The sequence below is a fragment of the Pseudomonas fragi genome, from assembly GCF_002269505.1.
Lineage (GTDB): Bacteria > Pseudomonadota > Gammaproteobacteria > Pseudomonadales > Pseudomonadaceae > Aquipseudomonas > Aquipseudomonas fragi_D.
The window spans coordinates 37486-57279 of record NZ_NQKQ01000021.1 but is presented as its reverse complement, the minus strand read 5'-3'; the positions used below and the strand labels follow the sequence as shown (position 1 = coordinate 57279).

The 19794-nt window shown below is 60.4% G+C and carries 19 protein-coding genes; 10 read left to right on the top strand and 9 right to left on the bottom strand.

All coding sequences use genetic code 11. The features are described from left to right. Positions 1-311 precede the first annotated feature (311 nt). Positions 312-1646, top strand: a complete 1335-nt coding sequence (locus CJU81_RS17390) for a dicarboxylate/amino acid:cation symporter (RefSeq protein WP_016779834.1) — start codon at positions 312-314, stop codon at positions 1644-1646. A gap of 49 nt (positions 1647-1695) precedes the next feature. Here CJU81_RS17390 and CJU81_RS17385 read toward each other — a convergent pair whose 3' ends face one another. Both CJU81_RS17385 and CJU81_RS17380 read right to left on the bottom strand, forming a co-directional pair. Beyond that, the gene (locus CJU81_RS17385; protein ID WP_095037616.1) at positions 1696-2190 is read right to left on the bottom strand and encodes a SprT family zinc-dependent metalloprotease; all 495 of its coding nucleotides are present in this window, start codon (positions 2188-2190) and stop codon (positions 1696-1698) included. A 146-nt stretch (positions 2191-2336) separates the two neighbouring features. Further along, positions 2337-2939 carry a Yip1 family protein gene (locus CJU81_RS17380; protein ID WP_095037615.1) on the bottom strand — a complete coding sequence of 201 codons (603 nt, stop codon included), beginning with the start codon at positions 2937-2939 and terminating at the stop codon, positions 2337-2339. 267 nt (positions 2940-3206) lie between these two features. Between CJU81_RS17380 and ttcA the strand changes: the two genes are divergently transcribed. Continuing rightward, positions 3207-4031 (top strand): tRNA 2-thiocytidine(32) synthetase TtcA, encoded by an 825-nt coding sequence (gene ttcA, locus CJU81_RS17375; protein WP_095030534.1) that lies wholly within the window; start codon positions 3207-3209, stop codon positions 4029-4031. Between the two features lie 18 nt (positions 4032-4049). After that, positions 4050-4721 (top strand): DNA-3-methyladenine glycosylase I, encoded by a 672-nt coding sequence (locus CJU81_RS17370; RefSeq protein WP_095037614.1) that lies wholly within the window; start codon positions 4050-4052, stop codon positions 4719-4721. A gap of 81 nt (positions 4722-4802) precedes the next feature. Here the strand turns inward: CJU81_RS17370 and CJU81_RS17365 are convergent, their stop codons facing one another. Genes CJU81_RS17365 through arsC form a run of 3 tightly spaced genes read right to left on the bottom strand, consistent with a single transcriptional unit; the run spans position 4803 to position 6158 of the window. Further along, entirely contained in the window at positions 4803-5210 is a 408-nt protein-coding gene (locus tag CJU81_RS17365) for a DUF2069 domain-containing protein (protein ID WP_095037613.1), read from the bottom strand. After that, a complete protein-coding gene (gene wrbA, locus CJU81_RS17360) occupies positions 5203-5808 on the bottom strand; it encodes an NAD(P)H:quinone oxidoreductase (protein ID WP_095037612.1) in 606 nt (201 codons plus the stop codon). The genes CJU81_RS17365 and wrbA overlap by 8 nt, the downstream gene beginning before the upstream one ends. Next, on the bottom strand, positions 5805-6158 hold the full coding sequence (gene arsC, locus CJU81_RS17355; RefSeq protein WP_095037611.1) for an arsenate reductase (glutaredoxin): 354 nt from the start codon (positions 6156-6158) through the stop codon (positions 5805-5807). The genes wrbA and arsC overlap by 4 nt, the downstream gene beginning before the upstream one ends. Before the next feature lie 126 nt (positions 6159-6284). Here arsC and CJU81_RS17350 point away from each other — a divergent pair, with 126 nt between their 5' ends. Continuing rightward, complete coding sequence (locus CJU81_RS17350; protein ID WP_095037610.1) at positions 6285-6749, top strand: TlpA disulfide reductase family protein; 465 nt, start codon at positions 6285-6287, stop codon at positions 6747-6749. A gap of 134 nt (positions 6750-6883) precedes the next feature. Here the strand turns inward: CJU81_RS17350 and CJU81_RS17345 are convergent, their stop codons facing one another. From CJU81_RS17345 to CJU81_RS17330, 4 genes are all read right to left on the bottom strand, one after another. Next, entirely contained in the window at positions 6884-7288 is a 405-nt protein-coding gene (locus CJU81_RS17345) for an META domain-containing protein (RefSeq protein ID WP_095037609.1), read from the bottom strand. Further along, entirely contained in the window at positions 7285-7722 is a 438-nt protein-coding gene (locus tag CJU81_RS17340; protein WP_016779846.1) for a hypothetical protein, read from the bottom strand. Before CJU81_RS17340 ends, CJU81_RS17345 begins: the two co-directional genes overlap by 4 nt. Before the next feature lie 51 nt (positions 7723-7773). Further along, on the bottom strand, positions 7774-8763 hold the full coding sequence (locus CJU81_RS17335; RefSeq protein WP_095037608.1) for a 2-hydroxyacid dehydrogenase: 990 nt from the start codon (positions 8761-8763) through the stop codon (positions 7774-7776). Positions 8764-8908: 145 nt separating this feature from the next. Beyond that, entirely contained in the window at positions 8909-11674 is a 2766-nt protein-coding gene (locus tag CJU81_RS17330) for a response regulator (RefSeq protein WP_095037607.1), read from the bottom strand. Between the two features lie 202 nt (positions 11675-11876). On the opposite strand from CJU81_RS17330, the gene CJU81_RS17325 reads away from it, so the two are divergent. From CJU81_RS17325 to mazG, 6 genes are all read left to right on the top strand, one after another. Continuing rightward, on the top strand, positions 11877-12602 hold the full coding sequence (locus CJU81_RS17325; RefSeq protein WP_095037606.1) for a response regulator transcription factor: 726 nt from the start codon (positions 11877-11879) through the stop codon (positions 12600-12602). Beyond that, on the top strand, positions 12592-13953 hold the full coding sequence (locus CJU81_RS17320; RefSeq protein WP_095037605.1) for a sensor histidine kinase: 1362 nt from the start codon (positions 12592-12594) through the stop codon (positions 13951-13953). The genes CJU81_RS17325 and CJU81_RS17320 overlap by 11 nt, the downstream gene beginning before the upstream one ends. Before the next feature lie 243 nt (positions 13954-14196). Then, positions 14197-15099: a cysteine synthase CysM gene (cysM, locus tag CJU81_RS17315; RefSeq protein WP_095037604.1), complete on the top strand. Its 903-nt coding sequence runs from the start codon at positions 14197-14199 to the stop codon at positions 15097-15099. Next, on the top strand, positions 15099-16451 hold the full coding sequence (rlmD, locus tag CJU81_RS17310) for a 23S rRNA (uracil(1939)-C(5))-methyltransferase RlmD (protein ID WP_095037603.1): 1353 nt from the start codon (positions 15099-15101) through the stop codon (positions 16449-16451). The genes cysM and rlmD overlap by 1 nt, the downstream gene beginning before the upstream one ends. A gap of 118 nt (positions 16452-16569) precedes the next feature. Continuing rightward, positions 16570-18825 (top strand): GTP diphosphokinase, encoded by a 2256-nt coding sequence (gene relA / locus CJU81_RS17305; RefSeq protein WP_095037602.1) that lies wholly within the window; start codon positions 16570-16572, stop codon positions 18823-18825. A gap of 128 nt (positions 18826-18953) precedes the next feature. Beyond that, positions 18954-19787, top strand: coding sequence for a nucleoside triphosphate pyrophosphohydrolase (mazG, locus tag CJU81_RS17300; protein ID WP_095037601.1), 834 nt, complete (start codon positions 18954-18956; stop codon positions 19785-19787). The last annotated feature ends 7 nt before the right edge of the window (positions 19788-19794 follow it).

Here is a 19794-nt window from a genome sequence, read left to right as displayed (position 1 = left end):
CAGTGTATCTACAGGAGTACGTGGGATTCAGGCGGATATCCGCCATCTATCCCTCCTCAATACCGCCAATGGGCGGAATCCCGCCAAATCCTGTCCTACAAAATCAATCAATAAATTCCTACAAGCCTAGGCATCACAGGCCATTGCGCAGCTTTTGCTCAATGTGGCCCACGGCTTGCAATAAGTGCGAGAGGTCTGCCGTAAGAGCAGCCCCAAAAACAAATCCCTCCAAGTACAGGAGGGTTCGCGCTTTAGGTGTCACCAGTCTCAGACGGAATGATGATTGAGTGATGCACTTGAGGAACTTTGCAATGACGACTCGTCAGCCACTGTACAAATCCCTGTATGTGCAAGTAATCGTAGCGATCGCTATCGGTATCTTGCTGGGCCATTACTACCCGGAAACCGGTGTTGCCCTGAAACCGCTGGGTGATGGATTTATCAAACTGATCAAGATGGTCATCGCGCCCATTATTTTCTGTACGGTGGTGAGCGGTATTGCCGGCATGCAGAGCATGAAATCGGTCGGCAAGACCGGCGGTTATGCCTTGCTCTACTTCGAAGTCGTGTCGACTATCGCGCTGTTGATCGGTCTGATTGTGGTTAACGTGGTTCAGCCTGGCGCTGGCATGCACATTGACGTGTCGACCCTGGATGCCAGCAAAATTGCCGGTTACGTGTCGGCAGGCGCAGACCAGAGCATCGTAGGCTTTATCCTCAACGTGATCCCGTCGACCATTGTTGGCGCCTTCGCCAATGGCGATATCCTGCAAGTGCTGATGTTCTCGGTGATCTTCGGTTTCGCCCTGCATCGCCTGGGTGCCTACGGCAAGCCGGTACTGGACTTCATCGACCGTTTCGCCCATGTGATGTTCAACATCATCAACATGATCATGAAGCTGGCGCCACTCGGTGCGCTGGGTGCGATGGCCTTCACCATCGGCGCTTACGGCGTAGGCTCGCTGGTTCAGCTGGGTCAGCTGATGATCTGCTTCTACATCACTTGCGTGCTGTTCGTGCTGATCGTGCTGGGCGGTATTGCCCGAGCTCACGGTTTCAGCGTATTGAAGCTGATCCGCTACATCCGTGAGGAGCTGCTGATCGTACTGGGCACGTCCTCGTCGGAATCGGCGCTGCCACGCATGCTGGTGAAAATGGAGCGTCTGGGCGCGAAGAAATCGGTCGTGGGTCTGGTGATCCCGACCGGTTACTCGTTCAACCTCGACGGCACTTCGATCTACCTGACCATGGCCGCCGTGTTCATCGCCCAGGCGACTGACACTCACATGGACATTACCCATCAGATCACCCTGTTGCTGGTGCTGTTGCTGTCGTCCAAAGGTGCTGCTGGTGTGACCGGTAGCGGCTTTATCGTCCTGGCTGCAACCCTGTCGGCGGTAGGCCACTTGCCGGTAGCAGGCCTGGCGCTGATCCTGGGTATCGACCGCTTCATGTCCGAAGCCCGTGCCCTGACCAACCTGATCGGTAACGCGGTGGCAACCCTGGTGGTGGCCAAGTGGGTCAAGGAACTGGACACCGACACCCTGCAGACCGAGCTGAACTCTGGCGGTCGCCCGCTGGAGGACACCCGTCCGCAAGACGACCTGGGCGTGGCTGAAGGCCCGGCCCCGGTGTTGCTCAAGTAAGTCTGAGCGCATAAAAAACCCATCTTCGGATGGGTTTTTTTATGCCTGTTTATTCGACCCTGGTCAGACCGCTGAACACCAGCGTATTACGGCAGCGGCGGCACAGATAACCGCGGCCTTGCTTGACCAGGGCGTGACGCTGGGCAGAAAAGGCAAAGTCGCTGTCCGGGCAGGGGCAGCGGTAGATATAACGCGTGGCGCTGCGCCGTTTGATTGCATAGGTATGGCAGCGATTGGGCGGCAGTTCGTACACCCCGCGCATGATCAGTTGCCATTCTTCGCCGTGGGGCGCGATACGTTCGCCAAACAACTGATGGGCAACCAGATGTGCCACTTCGTGGGGGACCGTCTGCTTGAGGAAGTCTTCGCTGTTTTCACGGTACAGCTGGGGGTTGAAGCGCAGCAGGTTTTCATGCAAATGGGCGACCCCGGCTTTTTGCCCGCGCAGCTTGAAACTGACGACGGGGCGTTTGAAGGGGCGTTTGAAAAACACTTCGGCCTGTTGGAAACAGTCTTCGACGCGGGTATTGAGCAACTCGGGCATGCGGTTCGGTTCTCCAGAGCCGGCGATTATGCCGCAAGCGGTGGGGTTGCGAACCTGTTGGCGCCCAATGGTCTTTATGCTCCCGGTGGGAGCGAGCCTGCTCGCGAACAGCAATCGCTAGCAGGCTCGCTCCCACGGGTTGTGGCCTAGTTGGTATACACGGGCCCGACACCCAGGCCCCAGACAATCACGGTAAAGGCCATGATCGCCACCAGTACCACCAGGCCCACTGCCAGCACCGAGCTGGAAAACAGGAAGCCTTCGTCCGGGTCGATATTCATAAAGGTCGGCAGGCCCACGTACAGTAAGTACACGGTGTAGCAAATGGCGGCAGTGCCCACCATCATGCCCAGCCACATATGCGGATACAGCGCCGCCAGCCCGCCGATAAACAGCGGGGTCGCGGTGTAGGTGGCGAAGGCCACGCAACGCTGCAGGCTGGGTTGTGCATCGTAGGTACGGGCCATCCAGTGAATGAATGCGCCCATCACGGCCACGCCCACCAGCATGGCGGCGTAGGACAACAGGGTCATCCACAAGGCGCTGTCCATGGTCAGCATCACCGGCGCGCGGTTACCGATCACCCAGCCTACCTGGGTAGTGCCAATAAACGCAGAGATGGCCGGAATCGCTGCCAGAATTAACGTGTGCGTGAAATACATATGGCCGATGCTTTCTTCGGCATCGCCACGTATTTCGCGCCATTCTTTATCGGGGTGGGTGAAAAGGCCCACAACGTGATGGATCATGGCTGTCGCTCCTGTTTAAGACGCATCGCCCCCAGTGGGACGCGTGCCGGTCGCGCAGCCATAACGTATTGGAAAGCAGACAGGCGTGCGGCCTTGGTGACAAGTATAGGAAACCTGGGGCCCCCTATATCCGCCTCCTTAGAGCTTATTGTGCTGTCAGATGCGGGCTTATCGCATTGCTGTCTTTAGGCGGGCAAGGGGTTGGTTGGTCGGTTTTTTTCGGTAAAATCCCCGGCTTTTGGTCTTAACTCGCGGAATTGAAGCGCTATGGGCACTCACTCGGTCTCTCAAATCAAACTCCAGAAACGCCTGCGTCGCTTGACCGGTGAGGCTGTAGCCGACTTCAACATGATTGAGCACGGCGACAAGGTGATGGTGTGCCTGTCGGGCGGCAAGGACAGCTACACCCTGCTCGATGTGTTGCTGCACCTGCAGAAAGTCGCGCCGATCCAGTTCGAGATCGTGGCCGTGAACATGGACCAGAAACAGCCGGGTTTTCCCGAAGACGTGCTGCCGGCTTATCTCAAGTCGCTGGGTGTGGAATACCACATCGTTGAAAAAGATACTTACTCGGTGGTCAAGGAACTGATCCCCGAAGGCAAGACCACCTGCTCGCTGTGTTCGCGCTTGCGCCGTGGCACCTTGTACACCTTTGCCGATGAGATCGGCGCAACCAAGATGGCCCTTGGGCATCATCGTGATGACATTGTCGAAACCTTCTTCCTCAATATGTTCTTCAACGGCACGCTCAAGGCGATGCCGCCCAAGCTGCGCTCCGATGACGGGCGCAACGTGGTGATCCGCCCGCTGGCGTACTGCAACGAGAAGGACATCCAGGCTTACTCCGACTGGCAGCAGTTCCCGATCATCCCGTGCAACCTCTGTGGTTCCCAGGAGAACCTGCAGCGTCAGGTGGTCAAGGACATGCTCCAGGAGTGGGACCGCAAGACGCCGGGCCGCACCGAGAGTATCTTTCGCAGCTTGCAGAACGTGATCCCGTCGCAATTGGCCGACCGTAACCTGTTTGATTTTACGAGCCTGAAGATCGACGAAAGCGCCGCACCGCGCTTCGTCAACCTGCTCAATCTGTAATTGCCAAGAGGAGAGGGCATGCGCGACTACAAATGGCTGCACGAATACTGTTTGAACCGTTTCGGTTCGTCAGCCGCACTTGAAGCCCAATTGCCCGTCCCGAAAACCGCGGAACAATTGCGCCAGATCAGCGATGATCGCTACCTGTCGACCCTGGCCCTGCGTGTGTTTCGCGCCGGCCTCAAGCACAGCGTGGTCGATGCCAAGTGGCCCGTGTTCGAAGAAGTGTTCTTTGGTTTCGACCCGGAAAAAGTGGTGCTGATGGGCGCCGAGCACCTTGAGCGTTTGATGCAGGATGCGCGGATCATCCGCCATCTGGGCAAGCTTAAAAGCGTGCCGCGCAATGCCCAGATGGTGCTCGACATCACCCATGAACACGGCAGCTTCGGCGCGTTTATCGCCCAATGGCCTGTGACCGATATCGTCGGGTTGTGGAAGTACCTGGCCAAGCATGGGCATCAGTTGGGTGGTTTGTCGGCTCCACGCTTTTTGCGCATGGTCGGCAAGGACACTTTTGTGCCCAGCTATGACGTGGTGGCCGCGCTGAACGCGCAGAAGCTGGTGGACAAGGCCCCTACCAGCCTGCGCGATCTGGCGATTGTGCAGAACGCATTCAACCAGTGGCACGCCGAAAGTGGCCGGCCAATGTGCCAGCTGTCACAGATGCTGGCGTTTACGGTGAATCACTAAGCCGCCGAGCAACTTCAATCGTGGGAGCGAGCCTGCTCGCGAAGGCCGTTCGCGAGCAGGCCCGCTCCCACAACAGCTGCATCACTCGCCGCTCAGGCGCCGATCCAGCTGGTAACGCCAGCGCACATACAGCAAAGCACTGACGAATACCGCCACGCTGGCGGCGATTTCCAGCAGGCCGAATACCTGGCGGTTCGGGTCGAATGCCGCCAGCGCTCCCTTGATCAGGTACAGATTGACCACGTAGCAGGTGAACGAGTGCCCGCGCGGACTGCCCATGAGCATGCCCGGTACCACAAACATCAACGGCACCAGTTCGATCAGCAGGATCACCCACGGCCTGGCACCGTGCAGGTCGGCAAACCCCAGGTAGTAAACGCACAGCAAGCCGATCAGGCCAAAGAAGCACGCCAGACTTACTACGCGCATCAGCCGCACGCGTGGTTCCAGCCACGCGATGGGCGGCAGCACTTTTGGCTTTTTAGCCACGACCGTTCTCCAGCTTCAACGCGATAGTCGCCAAACGCTGGCCCAGGGCCCGGCACAGGGCGATTTCGTGTTCGTCCAGGCCGCGCTTGCCGTCGGCACCTGCGTGATGGCTCGGGCCATAGGGGGTGCCGCCGGCCGTGGTGTGGAGCAAGGACGACTCGCTGTAGGGCAGGCCGGTGACCAGCATGCCGTGGTGCATCAGCGGCAGCAGCATCGACAGCAGGGTGCTTTCTTGGCCGCCGTGCAGGCTGGCGGTGGAGGTGAATACACCCGCCGGCTTGCCGACCAGTGCGCCGGTCAGCCACAGGTTGCTGGTGCCATCGAGAAAGTACTTGAGCGGCGCCGCCATGTTGCCGAAGCGCGTCGGGCTGCCCAGGGCCAGCCCCGAGCAGTTCTTCAGGTCGTCGAGGCTGGCGTACATCGCACCTTCGTCCGGAATGGCCGGGGCCACGGCTTCGCATTCGGCGGAAATGGCCGGCACGGTGCGCAGGCGCGCTTCAAGGCCACCCTGCTCGATCCCGCGGGCGATTTGCCGGGCCATTTCACTGGTCGAACCGTTACGGCTATAGAACAGAACCAGAATGTAGGGCGCGCTCACGGCAGGATCTCCAGGATTTTTTCCGGCGGACGGCCAATCACGGCGCGCTCACCTGCGACCAGAATCGGACGTTCGATCAGCTTGGGGTGGGCGGCCATGGCGTCGATCAGTTGCGCTTCGCTGAGGCTGCTGTCTGCCAGATTGAGGGCCTTGTACTCGTCTTCGCCGCTGCGCAGCAGTTGCCGTGCGCTGATGTTCAGCTTGGCCAGCAGGTCGCGCAGTTGCGGGGCGTCCAGCGGCGTTTCGAGGTAGCGCACCACGGTGGGTGTCAGGCCTCGGGCTTCAAGGAGTTCGAGCGCACCGCGCGATTTCGAGCAGCGCGGGTTGTGATAAAGCGTCAGATCGGTCATGTGCGGGTCGCATCTTGCGTAAGGTGGCGGCTATTCTACCCGCCTGACGGGCGCGCCTGAACCGTATGCGGTAAATGGCCGCTCGCTAATGGCTTTTTGTTTGTATTCACCGAGAAGGATCAACACATGTTAAAGCGACTCATGGCAGTAGCTGCCGTCACTGCCACATTACTGCTGGCTGGTTGCGGAAATGATTATGGGGTCGATCAACACGGACAGAAGATCGCGTCTGAGCGTCTGGACAAACAATGGAAGGTCATCAATTACTGGGCTGAGTGGTGTGGCCCGTGCCGCCTCGAGATTCCTGAACTGAACTCGCTGGAAAAACAGCTGCAGGGGCAGTCGGTAGGCGTTTTTGGGGTCAATTTCGATGGGTTGCAGGGCAAGGAGCTGAGCGACGCGAGTGCTGCGCTGGGCATCACCTTTACCGTGCTGGCGCAGGATCCGGCTGAAGTGTTCGATCTGCCGCGCAGCGAAGCACTGCCAGTGACCTACATCCTGGATGAGAAGGGCAAGGTGCGGGCAACGTTGATGGGCGAACAGACGGCGGCCGGGGTGCTGGCCAAGATCAAGGAACTCAGGGGGGCCTGAGAACCAAGAGCAAGAGCAACCCTCACCCTAGCCCTCTCCCGGAGGGAGAGGGGACTGACCGTGCTTGGTTTCAATATCACCAACAATCAGCCCCCTCTCCCTTTGGGAGAGGGTTGGGGTGAGGGCGGCGTCTATCAGCCTTCTTCAGACCAAAGCCGTAGCGGCTTGCCTTCGGCAGGCCAGAAGCGCACCTGCTCGATCGGCGAAATGTCCCAGCGCTGGACGGTTTGCAGGGCTTCGAAGAATCGCTGTTCCTGCTCCATCAGCGCCGGTGCACAGGCCTTGCGGGTGCTGCCCACGCCACCAAAGGTCAGCTTGTCGCCGTCCAGGGTGTAGGGCGCGAACCAGTGATTGCAACCGCCACTGCCATAGGCCCGGCCAGCATCGTCCAGGGTAACGGTCAGGTGGCTGTTGTCGATCAGCGGTCGTTCGCCGATCCACTCCAGCATGTAGGTGTGGTTCTGCTGCAACTTCACCGGGTCACCCGCACAGCCCGCCAGGCTTGCGCCCAGTACGGCCAGCAGGATCAGCTGCTTCATTGCGCGGCCTTTTGGCATTGCGGGCACACATGCTTGCTGCCTTCAGTGCTCCAGCCCAGCTCGGCAATGCGCGCCGTGGCTGCAGGCTTTTGGGCCTTGGTGCCAAGTTTGGCGTCCACCGCGAACTCGAATTTCAGTTCTTTGGCGCAAGCATCGCAGTTGACCTGCCACTCATGAATCGCCAATTCGCCGAAAACCGGCCCCTTGGTCACGGCAACCCATTGGCCGCGCGGGTTGATCAGGTGACGAACCTTGTCGACGCTCAAGCGCATGGACAAGGTCTTGCTGCCTTTGAGGGACACAATCAGCACGTCACCGGCTTGAATCGAACCACCGTTGCCGGTGACTTGATACAGGCCCGGCGCCAGAGCGCGGCATTCAATCAGGGTGTGCTGCGGGTTAAGCAGGCTGTAGCGAAAATCGTGTTCGACCATGGGTCCTCCAAGTAAGTCGCTATGCTAGCACGCAGGCATCAACGTCCAGGCTCAACCTTCGATCAGGTTTTGCGCCACGCCGTTTTTCCAGGCCACGATATTGCTCAGGGTCGTGCTGGCGATTGCATTCAACGCCTCGCGGGTCAGAAACGCCTGATGGGCGGTAATGATCACATTGGGGAAGGTCAGCAGCCGTGCCAGCACATCATCCTGCAAAGGCAGATCGGAGCGGTCCTCGAAAAACAACTGGGCTTCTTCCTCGTAGACGTCCAGGCCCAGATAGCCCAGTTGACCGTTTTTCAGTGCTTCGATCAGTGCCGGAGTGTCGACCAGTGCGCCGCGTCCGGTGTTGATCAGCATGGCGCCATGCTTGAGGGTGGCCAGGCTGGCGGCGTTGATCAGGTGCTTGTTGTCAGCGGTCAGCGGGCAGTGCAGGGAGATGATATGCGAACCGGCCAGCAGCTCGGGCAGGCTGACATACTGAGCCCCGAGTGCCAGCAGTTCGGCGTTTGGGTACGGGTCAAAACACATGAGCTTGCAGCCGAACCCGGCCATGATCTTGCCGAACGTGGCGCCGATCTGGCCGGTACCGACCACCCCCACGGTTTTGCCCACCAGGTCAAAGCCGGTCAGCCCGTGCAGGGTGAAGTCGCCTTCGCGGGTGCGATTGTAGGCGCGGTGCAAGCGGCGGTTGAGCGCCAGGATAAGGGCCACGGCATGTTCCGCGACGGCGTGGGGCGAGTATGCGGGTACGCGCACCACACTCAGGCCCAGGCGTTTGGCGGCGGGCAGGTCGACATGGTTGTAGCCGGCCGAACGCAGGGCGATCAGCCGCGTATTGCCGGCGGCGAGTTGCTCCAGTACCGGGGCGCTGAGGTCGTCATTGATAAATGGGCAGACCACTTCGTAGTCATGGGCCAGCGCTGCGGTGTCCAGGGTCAGGCGCGCCGGCTGGAAGTGCAGCTCGTTGCCGTCATCTTGTGCCGCTGCGGTAAAGCTGTCGCGGTCGTAGGTCTGGCTGCTGAATAGAATCGTGCGCATGGGGTCTTCCTTGGTGTGTGAGCCTGAACAATGTAGTCGCTGACGAGGTACGAGGCTGCGATAAGGGCCGCAGGACCTTCAAGGGCGGGGCCGCTTTGCAGCCCATCGCAACCTCGTGCCTCGGCAGCGACTACAAAATTACGGGTTATGCAGTACTGCGTGCTTCTTTGGCCAAACGGGTGATGGCCTGGTCCAGCTCGTCGAGAGCGGCGACGGCGTTGGGGCTTGCCTGCTTAAGCAGGGTCTCGCTGCGCTGGCAGGCCGCACGCAATTGCGGTACGCCGCAGTAGCGGGTTGCGCCGTGCAAGCGGTGGACGCGTTCGATCAGCGCGTTGTTGTCCCTGGCTTCACGGGCCTGGCGGATGGCATCACGGTCAGCCTCCAGCGAGGCCAGCAGCATGGCCAGCATGTCGATGGCCAGATCCGCCTTGCCTGCCGCCAGGCGCAGCCCTTCATCGTGATCGAGTACGGGCAGTTGTGTGGTGTGGCGCGGCGGTTCGTGGTGGTGATCGCTGGCCTGATTGCGCAAGGCCAGCCCGGTCCACTTCAATACCACCTGAGCCAGTTGCCGCTCGCTGATCGGCTTGGTCAGGTAGTCATCCATGCCGCTTTGCAGCAGGGCGCGTTTTTCGTTGGCCATGGCGTGGGCCGTCAGCGCAACAATCGGCAGCGGCGTACAGTGGCGCTCGCTTTCCCACTGGCGCAGGACTTCCGTGGTCTCGCGCCCGTCCATGCCGGGCATTTGCACATCCATCAGCACCAGATCGAAGTCTTGCGTCTTGACCGCATCAATGGCGGCATAACCGCTGTCCGCCGCCGTTACCTTGGCGCCCATGCCTTCAAGCAGGGTTTGCACCAGCAGCAGGTTGGCCGGGTTGTCATCGACACACAGGATGCGCGGCGCGCGGCTGGCCAGTGGCTCACCCGGCTCGCTGCGGGTTTGTCGCGGGCTGATCAGATCGGCCAGGGCCCGGCGCAATTTACGGGTACAGGCAGGTTTGGCCTGCAACTGGCTGTGGGGGTTGTCCACCACCGTGTTGAACAGCCCCTGTTCAGTGGTCGGGCACAGGACCAGGACTTTGCAGCCCAGGTGCTCAAGGTCCCAGATATGCTGGTTGAGGCGTTCGGGCGGGGTGTCATTGGCCGTCACCCCGAGTACGGCGAGGTCGATTGCCTGGGCAGTCTGGTGGGCGCCGGTCACGCAGTTGGTGAGGTTTTCCAGGGTGGTGCAAGGCGTGACTTCCAGGCCGCAGTCTTCCAGCTGATGGTGCAGGGCCTGGCGGGCCAGATCGTGTTTCTCCAGGATCGCCACGCGCCGGCCCAGCAACGGTGCACCGGGCAAGTCTTCGATATCATCGCGGGCTTTGGGCAACCGGACGCTGATCCAGAATACCGAGCCTTCGCCGGGCGTGCTTTCAACGCCGATTTCGCCGCCCATCTGCTCCACCAGTCGCTTGGAAATCACCAGGCCCAAGCCGGTGCCGCCGGGCTGGCGAGACAGCGAGTTGTCGGCCTGGCTGAAGGCCTGGAACAGGGCGCGGATATCCTGGGCGGTGAGGCCGATGCCGGTGTCCTGCACACTGATACGTAGCTGCACGCTGCCGTCGGTTTCGTTTTCATCCTGGTCTTCAAGCATTGCGCGTACCGCAATGGTGCCTTCGCGGGTGAACTTGATCGCGTTGTTGATCAGGTTGGTGAGAATCTGCTTGAGCCGCAGCGGGTCACCTATCAGCGACAGCGGGGTGTCGCGATACACCAGGCTGACCAGTTCCAGGCCCTTGTCGTGGGCCGAAGGGGCAAGAATGGTCAGGGTGTCTTGCAGCAGGTCGCGCAAATTGAACGGGATGGTATCGAGCACCAGCTTGCCGGCCTCGATCTTCGAAAAATCGAGGATCTCGTTGATGATGCCCAGCAGGTTGTCGGCCGATTTTTCAATGGTGTTCAGGTAGTCGAACTGGCGCGCAGTCAGCTCGCTTTTTTGCAGCAGGTGGGTAAAGCCGAGGATGCCGTTGAGCGGAGTGCGGATTTCGTGGCTCATATTGGCCAAAAATTCGGACTTTATACGGCTGGCCTCCAGGGCTTCCTTGCGCGCCAGGTCGAGTTCCAGATTCTGGATTTCGATGGTTTCGAGGTTCTGGCGCACGTCTTCGGTGGCCTGGTCGACGCTGTGCTGCAGTTCTTCCTGGGCATTGTGCAGGGTTTCGGCCATGCGGTTGATGCCCGAGGCCAGTTCGTCCAGCTCGTGGCTGCCCAGGGGCGGCAAGCGGGTTTCCAGATGCCCGTCCTTGAGCTGGGCCACGGCTTGCTTGATCTGCCCCAGCGGTGCATTGATGGTGCGGCTCATGCGCAAGGCCAGCAGGGTGGTCAGCACCAGCCCGGTGACGATCAACAGCAGGCTGGCAAACAGATTGCGATAGCTGCGCAGCAGCATGCCGTTATGGGACAGCTCCAGCTCGACCCAGCCCAGCAGCCGATGGGCTTCGTTGGGGATCACATCCCCGGCCAGATTGCGATGGCGGCCAAACACTGGCAATAAATAGCGCGTGGCATCGTTGTCGGTGCGCTGCTGCAGATGGGTACTGCTGCCCAGCGGAGCCTGATTGAGCATGGTCGGCCCGGCATGGGCCAGCGGTTCGTGGTTGGCGTTGAGGAAAGCGACGGCGCGCACATCCTGTTGTTCAAGGGATTCGGTGGCGATACGGGCCAGCAGAGCGGTGTCGTGGCGGCCCATGGCGGGGGCCACCAGCGGGGCGAGTTGTTCGGCAATCATTTCGCCGCGTTGCAACAGTTGTGATTGCAGCTCGGACTGTTGCAGCCAGGTGAAATAGCCGCCGAGCACGCTTGCCATCAAGCTGACGGGCAATAACGTAAGCAGCAATACGCGGCCTTTGATACCGAGGTTTTTAAGCACGCAACTCTCCAGCCCTGCATTCTTTTAAGAGTGGTCCGGGCATCCCGCCGGGATCAGGTGGCAGTGTAGCCATATGCTGCCCGGCAAATCTTTGAAAATTTGCCCTCAATTTCTGTTTATCAGACCGGGTAAAGCCCATGCCGGTTGCCCGCAGGGGCTCAATCTTGAATAATCAACGATTGAGAATTACTTGCAGACGCTAATGAATCCCGTAGCTGTTAGCCCTTCGCGCCTTTTGACCATCGAAGACGATCCTGTTCTGGGCGCCTACCTGCACGAGCAACTGGTGCGCTGCGGCTTCGACGTGATCTGGTGCCAGAATGGCCAGGAGGGTCTGGCCCGGGCCCGGCAGGAACACTTCGACGTGGTCCTGATGGATATCCTGCTGCCCGGCATGAACGGCTTGCAGGTACTTACGCAACTGCGCCAGACCCACGCTTTGCCGGTGATTCTGATGTCGGCGCTGGGCGCCGAGGCCGACCGCATCAGCGGGTTCCAGCTGGGCGCCGATGATTACCTGCCCAAGCCCTTCAGCATGGCCGAGCTGCGGGTGCGCATTCAGGCCATCTTGCGTCGCGTGGCTCTGGATCGCATGCCGGGTGCCGGTATCGCACAGCTGCCAGCGCCCGAAAGCGGTTTGTTGTTTGATGAAGACAGCAGTGATGTGCGCTGTGGCGAGCAATGGGCCGGCTTGACCCGTAGCGAATTCCGCCTGCTCGACACCTTGCAGCGTAATGCCGACGAGGTGCTGAGCAAGGCGTTCCTCTATCAGCAGGTCTTGCAACGCGGCTATGCCGCCCACGATCGTAGCCTGGACATGCATATCAGCCAGATCCGGCGCAAACTCAAGACCATCGGCTACCACCAGCGCGAAGTGCGCACGGTGTGGGGCAAGGGCTATGTGCTGAGCGCCAGTGATGCCTTGTAAGGTGCCCGGCAAAAACTCGGTGTTCTGGAAACTGGCCTGTTTGCTGGTGGTGTTCTGTTTGTTGATGATCTGGCTCAGTTGGTCCTGGGGCCGTTACATGGACAAACGCACCGGGTTCTTGTCCGAACAGGCCCATGGCACGCTGGTGCGCTATGCCGGTGAAGCCGAGCGCGCCTGGGAGACCGGCCAGCAAACCGGGGTCGACCAGTGGCTGCAAGCCATGGGCCACAAGGAACCCGGCTGGGTCGGGGTGATTGGCCAGGACCTGCAATCACTGAGCAGCTACCCGCTGAGTGATCGTGAAAGTGAGCGCCTGACCTTTTTGCGCGGCCTGGACTGGCCCATCAGCCATATCAAGACGGCACGGCCGTGGATCAAGGTGCCATTTCCCCGGGACCCGTCCATGGGCAGCCTGGTCATCGAGTTGCCGCAGCGCTTCATGCCGGGGCGCTCCCAGGTGGTCTGGCGCATTGTTACCAATGGCGTGATTCCGGGTTTGCTCACGCTGTTGCTGTGCGTGGGCCTGTACCGCGTGCTGATCGTGCCGCTCAACCATCTGCGCGAGCAGGCCAACGCCTGGCGGGCCGATCAGTTGGGGGCAAGGCTGTCGAGCCAGACCACCAGCCGTCAGGATGAGCTGGGCGAGCTGGCGCGGGCGTTCGATCAAATGTCCGAGCGTTTGCAGAGCACGGTGTCGCAACAGCAGCAATTGCTTCGTGATCTGTCCCATGAGCTGCGCACGCCCTTGAGCCGCTTGCGGGTGGCTTGTGACAGTGAGCAAGGAGTTGAGGCCTTGCGCGAGCGTTTGAGTCGCGAAGTCGACGGCATGCAGCGGCTGGTCGAGGACACCCTGCAATTGGCCTGGCTGGACGCCGAGCGCGGGCCGCTGCCGGTGGAAGATATCCAGGTGCAGGCGTTGTGGGAGATGCTCACCGAAAATGCCCGCTTTGAAAGTGGCTGGCCGCAATCGCGGCTGCCTTGCCGGGTGGATGAGCATTGCTGGGTGCGCGGGCACCTCAACAGCCTGGCCCAGGCGCTGGAGAACATTTTGCGCAACGCCATCCGCCATTCACCGCCAGACGGCATCGTCAGCCTCAGCGGCCAGCGCGAAGGCGACATGTGGCATTTATGGCTCGACGATCAGGGCGGTGGCGTGGCCCCTGAAGAACTGGAGCGGATTTTTGCGCCCTTTACCCGGCTCGACGGTTCGCGGCCGGGTGATGGCGGTTTCGGTCTGGGGTTGAGCATTGCGCGCAATGCCCTGCGTCTGCAGGGTGGCAGTTTATGGGCCGAGAACCATGGGGGCGGGTTGCGGGTGCATGTTCGCCTGCCGGCAGGACATATCGCGTAAACGCTCAGGCCGCCGCTGTTTATACATCCCTGTGGGAGCGGGCTTGCCCACGAGGGCATCAGCCCGTTTACCTGACAGACCGCGGTGTCAGCATCGCGGGCAAGCCCGGCTCCCACAGGAATTATTGTGATGGGCTTGCGGCGCTTATAGCCTTTAACCATAAGCACCGTACTTTGCGTGATATGGGCTCCGGGCGTTTGTCGGTATGATGTGCGGCCCCGCGGTCTGGATTGCGAATACGCCATGACATTGCAGTACCCAACTATCGCCGATTGCGTCGGCAACACTCCGCTGGTGCGCTTGCAGCGCCTGGCTGGAAACACCACCAACACCTTGTTGCTCAAGCTCGAAGGGAATAATCCTGCAGGCTCGGTCAAGGACCGTCCGGCTCTGTCGATGATTGCCCGCGCCGAAGCGCGCGGCCAGATCCAGCCCGGCGATACCCTGATCGAAGCCACCTCGGGCAATACCGGGATTGCCCTGGCCATGGCCGCTGCGATCAAGGGCTACAAGATGATCCTGATCATGCCCGACAACTCCAGCGCCGAGCGCAAGGCGGCGATGACTGCCTATGGTGCCGAGCTGATCCTGGTCAGCCAGGAAGAGGGCATGGAAGGTGCTCGTGACCTGGCCGACCAGATGCAGGCCAAGGGCCTGGGCAAGGTGCTCGACCAGTTCGCCAACGGTGACAACCCCGAGGCGCACTACACCGGCACCGGCCCTGAAATCTGGCGTCAGACCGACGGTACGATCACCCACTTCATCAGTTCGATGGGCACCACTGGCACCATCATGGGCGTGTCGCGCTACCTCAAGGAGCAAAATCCGGGGGTGCAGATCGTCGGTTTGCAACCGATGGAAGGCTCTGCCATTCCGGGTATCCGTCGCTGGCCGACCGAGTATCTGCCCAAGATTTACCAGGCTGACCGCGTAGATCGCATCGTCGACATGGCCCAGCGCGAAGCCGAAGACGTCACCCGCCGCCTGGCCCGTGAAGAAGGCATTTTCTGTGGTGTGTCCTCGGGCGGGGCGGTAGCAGCCATGCTGCGTCTGAACCAGGAAGTCGAAAACGCGGTGATGGTCGCGATCATTTGTGACCGGGGCGACCGTTATCTGTCGACCGGCATCTACGACGCGCCCAACTGATGGCCAAGCAAGAGAGAGGCCTGCGCTTCCAGCCTGCTGGCGGCACCAAGGCTGCGCAAGTGCCCACGGGCAAGAAACAGCGTTTGAATATCGAGCGCCTGGCCAATGACGGCCGCGGTATTGCCTTTATTGAAGGGCGTACCTGGTTTGTCGCGGGTGCGTTGGCGGGTGAAGAAGTTGAAGCGCGGGTGCTGGGCGCCCACGGCAAAGTCGTTGAGGCGCGTACCGAGCGTGTTTTCAAGGCCAGCGAGATCCGTCGCGAGGCACCCTGTGTCCATGCAAGCAAGTGCGGCGGTTGCAGCGTGCAGCATTTGCCCCATGAAGAGCAGCTTGCACTGAAACAGCGCATGTTGGCCGAGCAACTGTCCCGCGTGGCGGGTGTCGAACCTCAAGAGTGGGCAGCACCTTTGACCGGCCCCGAGTTCGGCTATCGCCGCCGGGCGCGCATCGCGGTGCGTTGGGATGCGCGGGCCAAGCATCTGGAAGTGGGTTTTCGGGCTGCGGGTAGCCAGGATATCGTCGCCATTGATCACTGTTTGGTTCTGGTACAGGCCTTGCAACCTATCATGACGGGGCTGCCCGCCATGTTGCGTCAACTGGGCAACCCCAAGGCTCTTGGCCATGTCGAGTTGTTCAGTGGCTCGGCCATCGCGGTGTTGCTGCGTCATATGGCGCCGCTCAGCGATGCCGACATGAAGGTCCTGCAGGATTTTTGCATCACCCATAACGCCCAATTGTGGCTGCAGGGTGAAGGTGAGCCACAGCCGGTCGATTTGACTCAGAGCTTGGGCTATCGTCTGGAAACCTGGGGTTTGAAACTGGCGTATCGCCCCGGGGATTTTGTCCAGGTCAATGCTGGCGTCAACGAAGCGATGGTTGCTCAAGCCATAAAGTGGCTTGCGCCACAAGCTGACGAACGGATTCTTGACTTGTTCTGTGGGCTGGGTAACTTCGCTTTACCACTGGCACAAAAAGCTCGAGAAGTTGTGGCTGTAGAAGGTGTTGCGACCATGGTCGAACGCGCAGCGCAAAACGCGGTCAGTAACAGCCTGCATAATGCAGTGTTTTTTCAGGCCGACCTGTCGCAGCCATTGGTGGATGCGACCTGGGCCAAAGCCGGCTTCAATGCCGTACTGCTCGACCCGCCTCGCGACGGTGCTTATGAAGTGGTGCGCAAGTTGTCTGGCCTGGGTGCCAAACGTTTGGTGTATGTGTCGTGCAACCCGGCCACGCTGGCGCGTGACACGGTTGAATTGATGAAACAGGGTTACCGGTTAAAACGTGCCGCAATCCTCGACATGTTCCCGCAAACAGCGCATGTCGAGGCGATGGCGTTATTTGAAGCAGACTAGGATGTCTGTCTATTTCGACGGGCCCGCAACCCGCGCCGCTATGCCCTGTAGCGCGCGGTTGGGATCAGGGCCTGTGATTTCGGCGCATTGAACCTGCGCTGTAGGGAAGGTAAGCAAGATGGTACAGGTCAGAGCACACCAGCCGATCAACACCGACGGCAGTCTCAACCTCGAGGCATGGCTCGATCATGCGGTGAGTGTCGATGTGGCGCTTGACCGTGAAGCCTTGAAAGAAGCGTGCGAATTTGCGCGCGAGGCTGAACAACAAGCCAATGCGGCGAAAAACCTGTGGGCTGAAGGCACTTCGAGCTTTCGTACCGGGTTGGAAATCGCCGAAATATTGGCCGATCTGAAACTGGATCAGGACTCTCTGGTTGCCGCGATTCTTTATCGTTGCGTGCGCGAAGGGCAGGTGCTGTTGCCTGCCGTCAGCCAACGCTTCGGTCCGGTGGTGGCCAAGCTGATTGATGGCGTGTTGCGCATGGCCGCCATCAGCGCCAGCCTCAGCCCGCGCCAATCGATGGTACTGGGCACCCAGGGCCAGGTCGAGAACCTGCGCAAGATGCTGGTTGCCATGGTTGATGACGTGCGCGTGGCACTGATCAAGCTGGCTGAGCGTACCTGCGCGATTCGCGCGGTCAAAAATGCCCCGGACGAAAAACGCAACCGCGTCGCCCGCGAGGTATTCGATATTTATGCGCCACTGGCGCACCGCCTGGGCATCGGCCACATCAAGTGGGAGCTGGAGGACTTGTCCTTCCGCTATCTGGAGCCCGAGCAGTACAAACAGATTGCCACCTTGCTGCATGAGCGCCGCCTCGACCGCGAGCGTTTTATCAGCGATGTGATGAACCAGCTGCGTACCGAGCTGGAAGCCACCGGGGTAACGGACGCCGATATCAGCGGCCGGGCCAAGCACATCTACTCGATCTGGCGCAAAATGCAGCGCAAGGGCCTGGCCTTCAGCCAGATCTATGACGTGCGTGCGGTACGGGTGCTGGTTCCGGAGATGCGCGATTGCTACACCGCGCTGGGTATCGTTCACACGCTGTGGCGGCATATCCCGAAGGAATTCGACGACTATATTGCCAACCCCAAGGAGAACGGCTACCGCTCGCTGCACACCGCCGTGATCGGGCCCGAAGGCAAGGTGCTTGAGGTGCAGATCCGCACCCACGCCATGCACGAAGAGGCCGAGCTGGGGGTTTGTGCGCACTGGCGCTACAAGGGCACCGACGTCAAGGCCGGGTCCAACCAGTACGAAGAGAAAATTTCGTGGCTGCGCCAGGTGCTGGAATGGCATGAAGAACTGGGCGATATCGGCGGGTTGGCCGATCAGTTGCGCGTCGATATCGAGCCGGACCGGGTTTACATCTTCACCCCGGACGGGCATGCCATCGACTTGCCCAAAGGCGCGACGCCGCTGGACTTCGCCTACCGGGTGCACACCGAAATCGGCCACAACTGCCGTGGTGCAAAGATCAACGGGCGCATCGTACCGCTCAACTACAGCCTGCAGACCGGTGAGCAGGTCGAGATCATCACCAGCAAGCACGGTACGCCGAGCCGCGACTGGCTGAACCCGAATCTGGGCTATGTCACCACCTCGCGGGCGCGGGCGAAGATCGTCCACTGGTTCAAGTTGCAGGCGCGTGATCAGAACGTTGCTGCCGGCAAAACCATGCTTGAGCGCGAACTCGGCCGTTTGGGCCTGCCTGCGGTGGATTACGAGAAGCTCGCCGATAAGGCCAACATGCGCACCGCCGAGGACATGTACGCGGCGCTCGGTGCGGGTGACTTGCGTCTGGCGCAACTGATCAATCTGGCGCAGCAGCAGGTCGAGCCCGAGCGCGGCAGCGAGCAGATGGAGTTGATACCGCGCAAGGCCACGGGCTACAAGCCCGGCAAGCGCGGGGACATCCAGATAGAAGGCGTCGGCAACCTGCTGACCCAGATGGCCGGGTGCTGCCAGCCGCTGCCGGGCGATGCGATTGTCGGTTACATCACCCAGGGCCGTGGCGTAAGCATTCACCGTCAGGATTGCGCCTCGGTGCTGCAACTGGGCAGCCGCGAGCCGGAGCGGATGATTCAGGTCAACTGGGGGCCGATCCCGGTCTCGACGTATCCGGTCGATATCGAGATCCGTGCCTACGATCGTTCGGGCTTGCTGCGTGACGTTTCCCAGGTGCTGCTCAACGAGCGGATCAACGTACTGGCGGTCAATACCCGCTCGAACAAGGAAAACAACACGGCGTTGATGACCTTGACCATCGAGATCCCGGGCCTGGACGCGCTGGGGCGTTTGCTGGGGCGTATTTCGCAACTGCCGAACATTATTGAAACCCGCCGGATCGGGCGCAGTGAAGCAAGATAACCTGTAGTCGCTGACGAGGTACGAGGCTGCGATAAGGGCCGAAGGACCTTCGCTTTGTAAAGCGGGGTCGCTACGCAACCCATCGCAGCCTGCGGCAGCGACTACAGGTTTCGGCCAAAGGATTACAGATGTACAACCTCGACGACTTGCTTCACCTCATGGCCCGCCTGCGTGACCCGCAGTACGGCTGCCCGTGGGATATCAAGCAGACATATGCCAGCCTCGTGCCTTATACCCTTGAGGAAGCCTACGAAGTCGCAGACGCGATCGAGCAGGGCGACTTCGAGCACCTGCAGGGCGAGCTCGGCGATTTGCTGTTCCAGGTGGTGTATTACAGCCAACTGGCCCGTGAAGAAGGCCGTTTTGAGTTTGCCGGGGTGATCGACAGCATCACCCGCAAGCTGATCCGCCGTCATCCCCATGTGTTCCCTACCGGTGATCTGTATGCGCCGCTGGATGTACCGCGCTTGAGCGAAGAGCAGGTAAAGCTGCGCTGGGACCAGATCAAGGCCGAAGAGCGTGCAGAAAAATCTGCAGCCCCCGAGCAGTTGTCCTTGCTTGATGATGTACCAGTAGCCCTGCCGGCATTGTCGCGGGCGGCCAAGCTGCAAAAGCGCGCGGCTCAGGTCGGTTTTGACTGGCCAGCAGCCTTGCCGGTGCTGGACAAGGTGCGCGAAGAGCTGGATGAAGTACTTGAGGCCATGGCCGATAACGATTCGGCAGCCATCCGCGACGAAATCGGTGACCTGTTGTTTTCCGTGGTCAACCTGGCCCGTCATCTTGAAGTGGACCCTGAAACCGCCTTGCGTAGCGCCAATGCAAAATTTGATCGACGTTTCCGGTTTATCGAGCAGGCATTGCGCGATACCCTGCGTCCCATTGAAAGTTGCACCCTTGAAGACCTGGACGCCCTGTGGGGCGAAGCCAAGCGCCAGGAAAAGAATTTGCCCAGCTGCGGCTGAGTTTGCC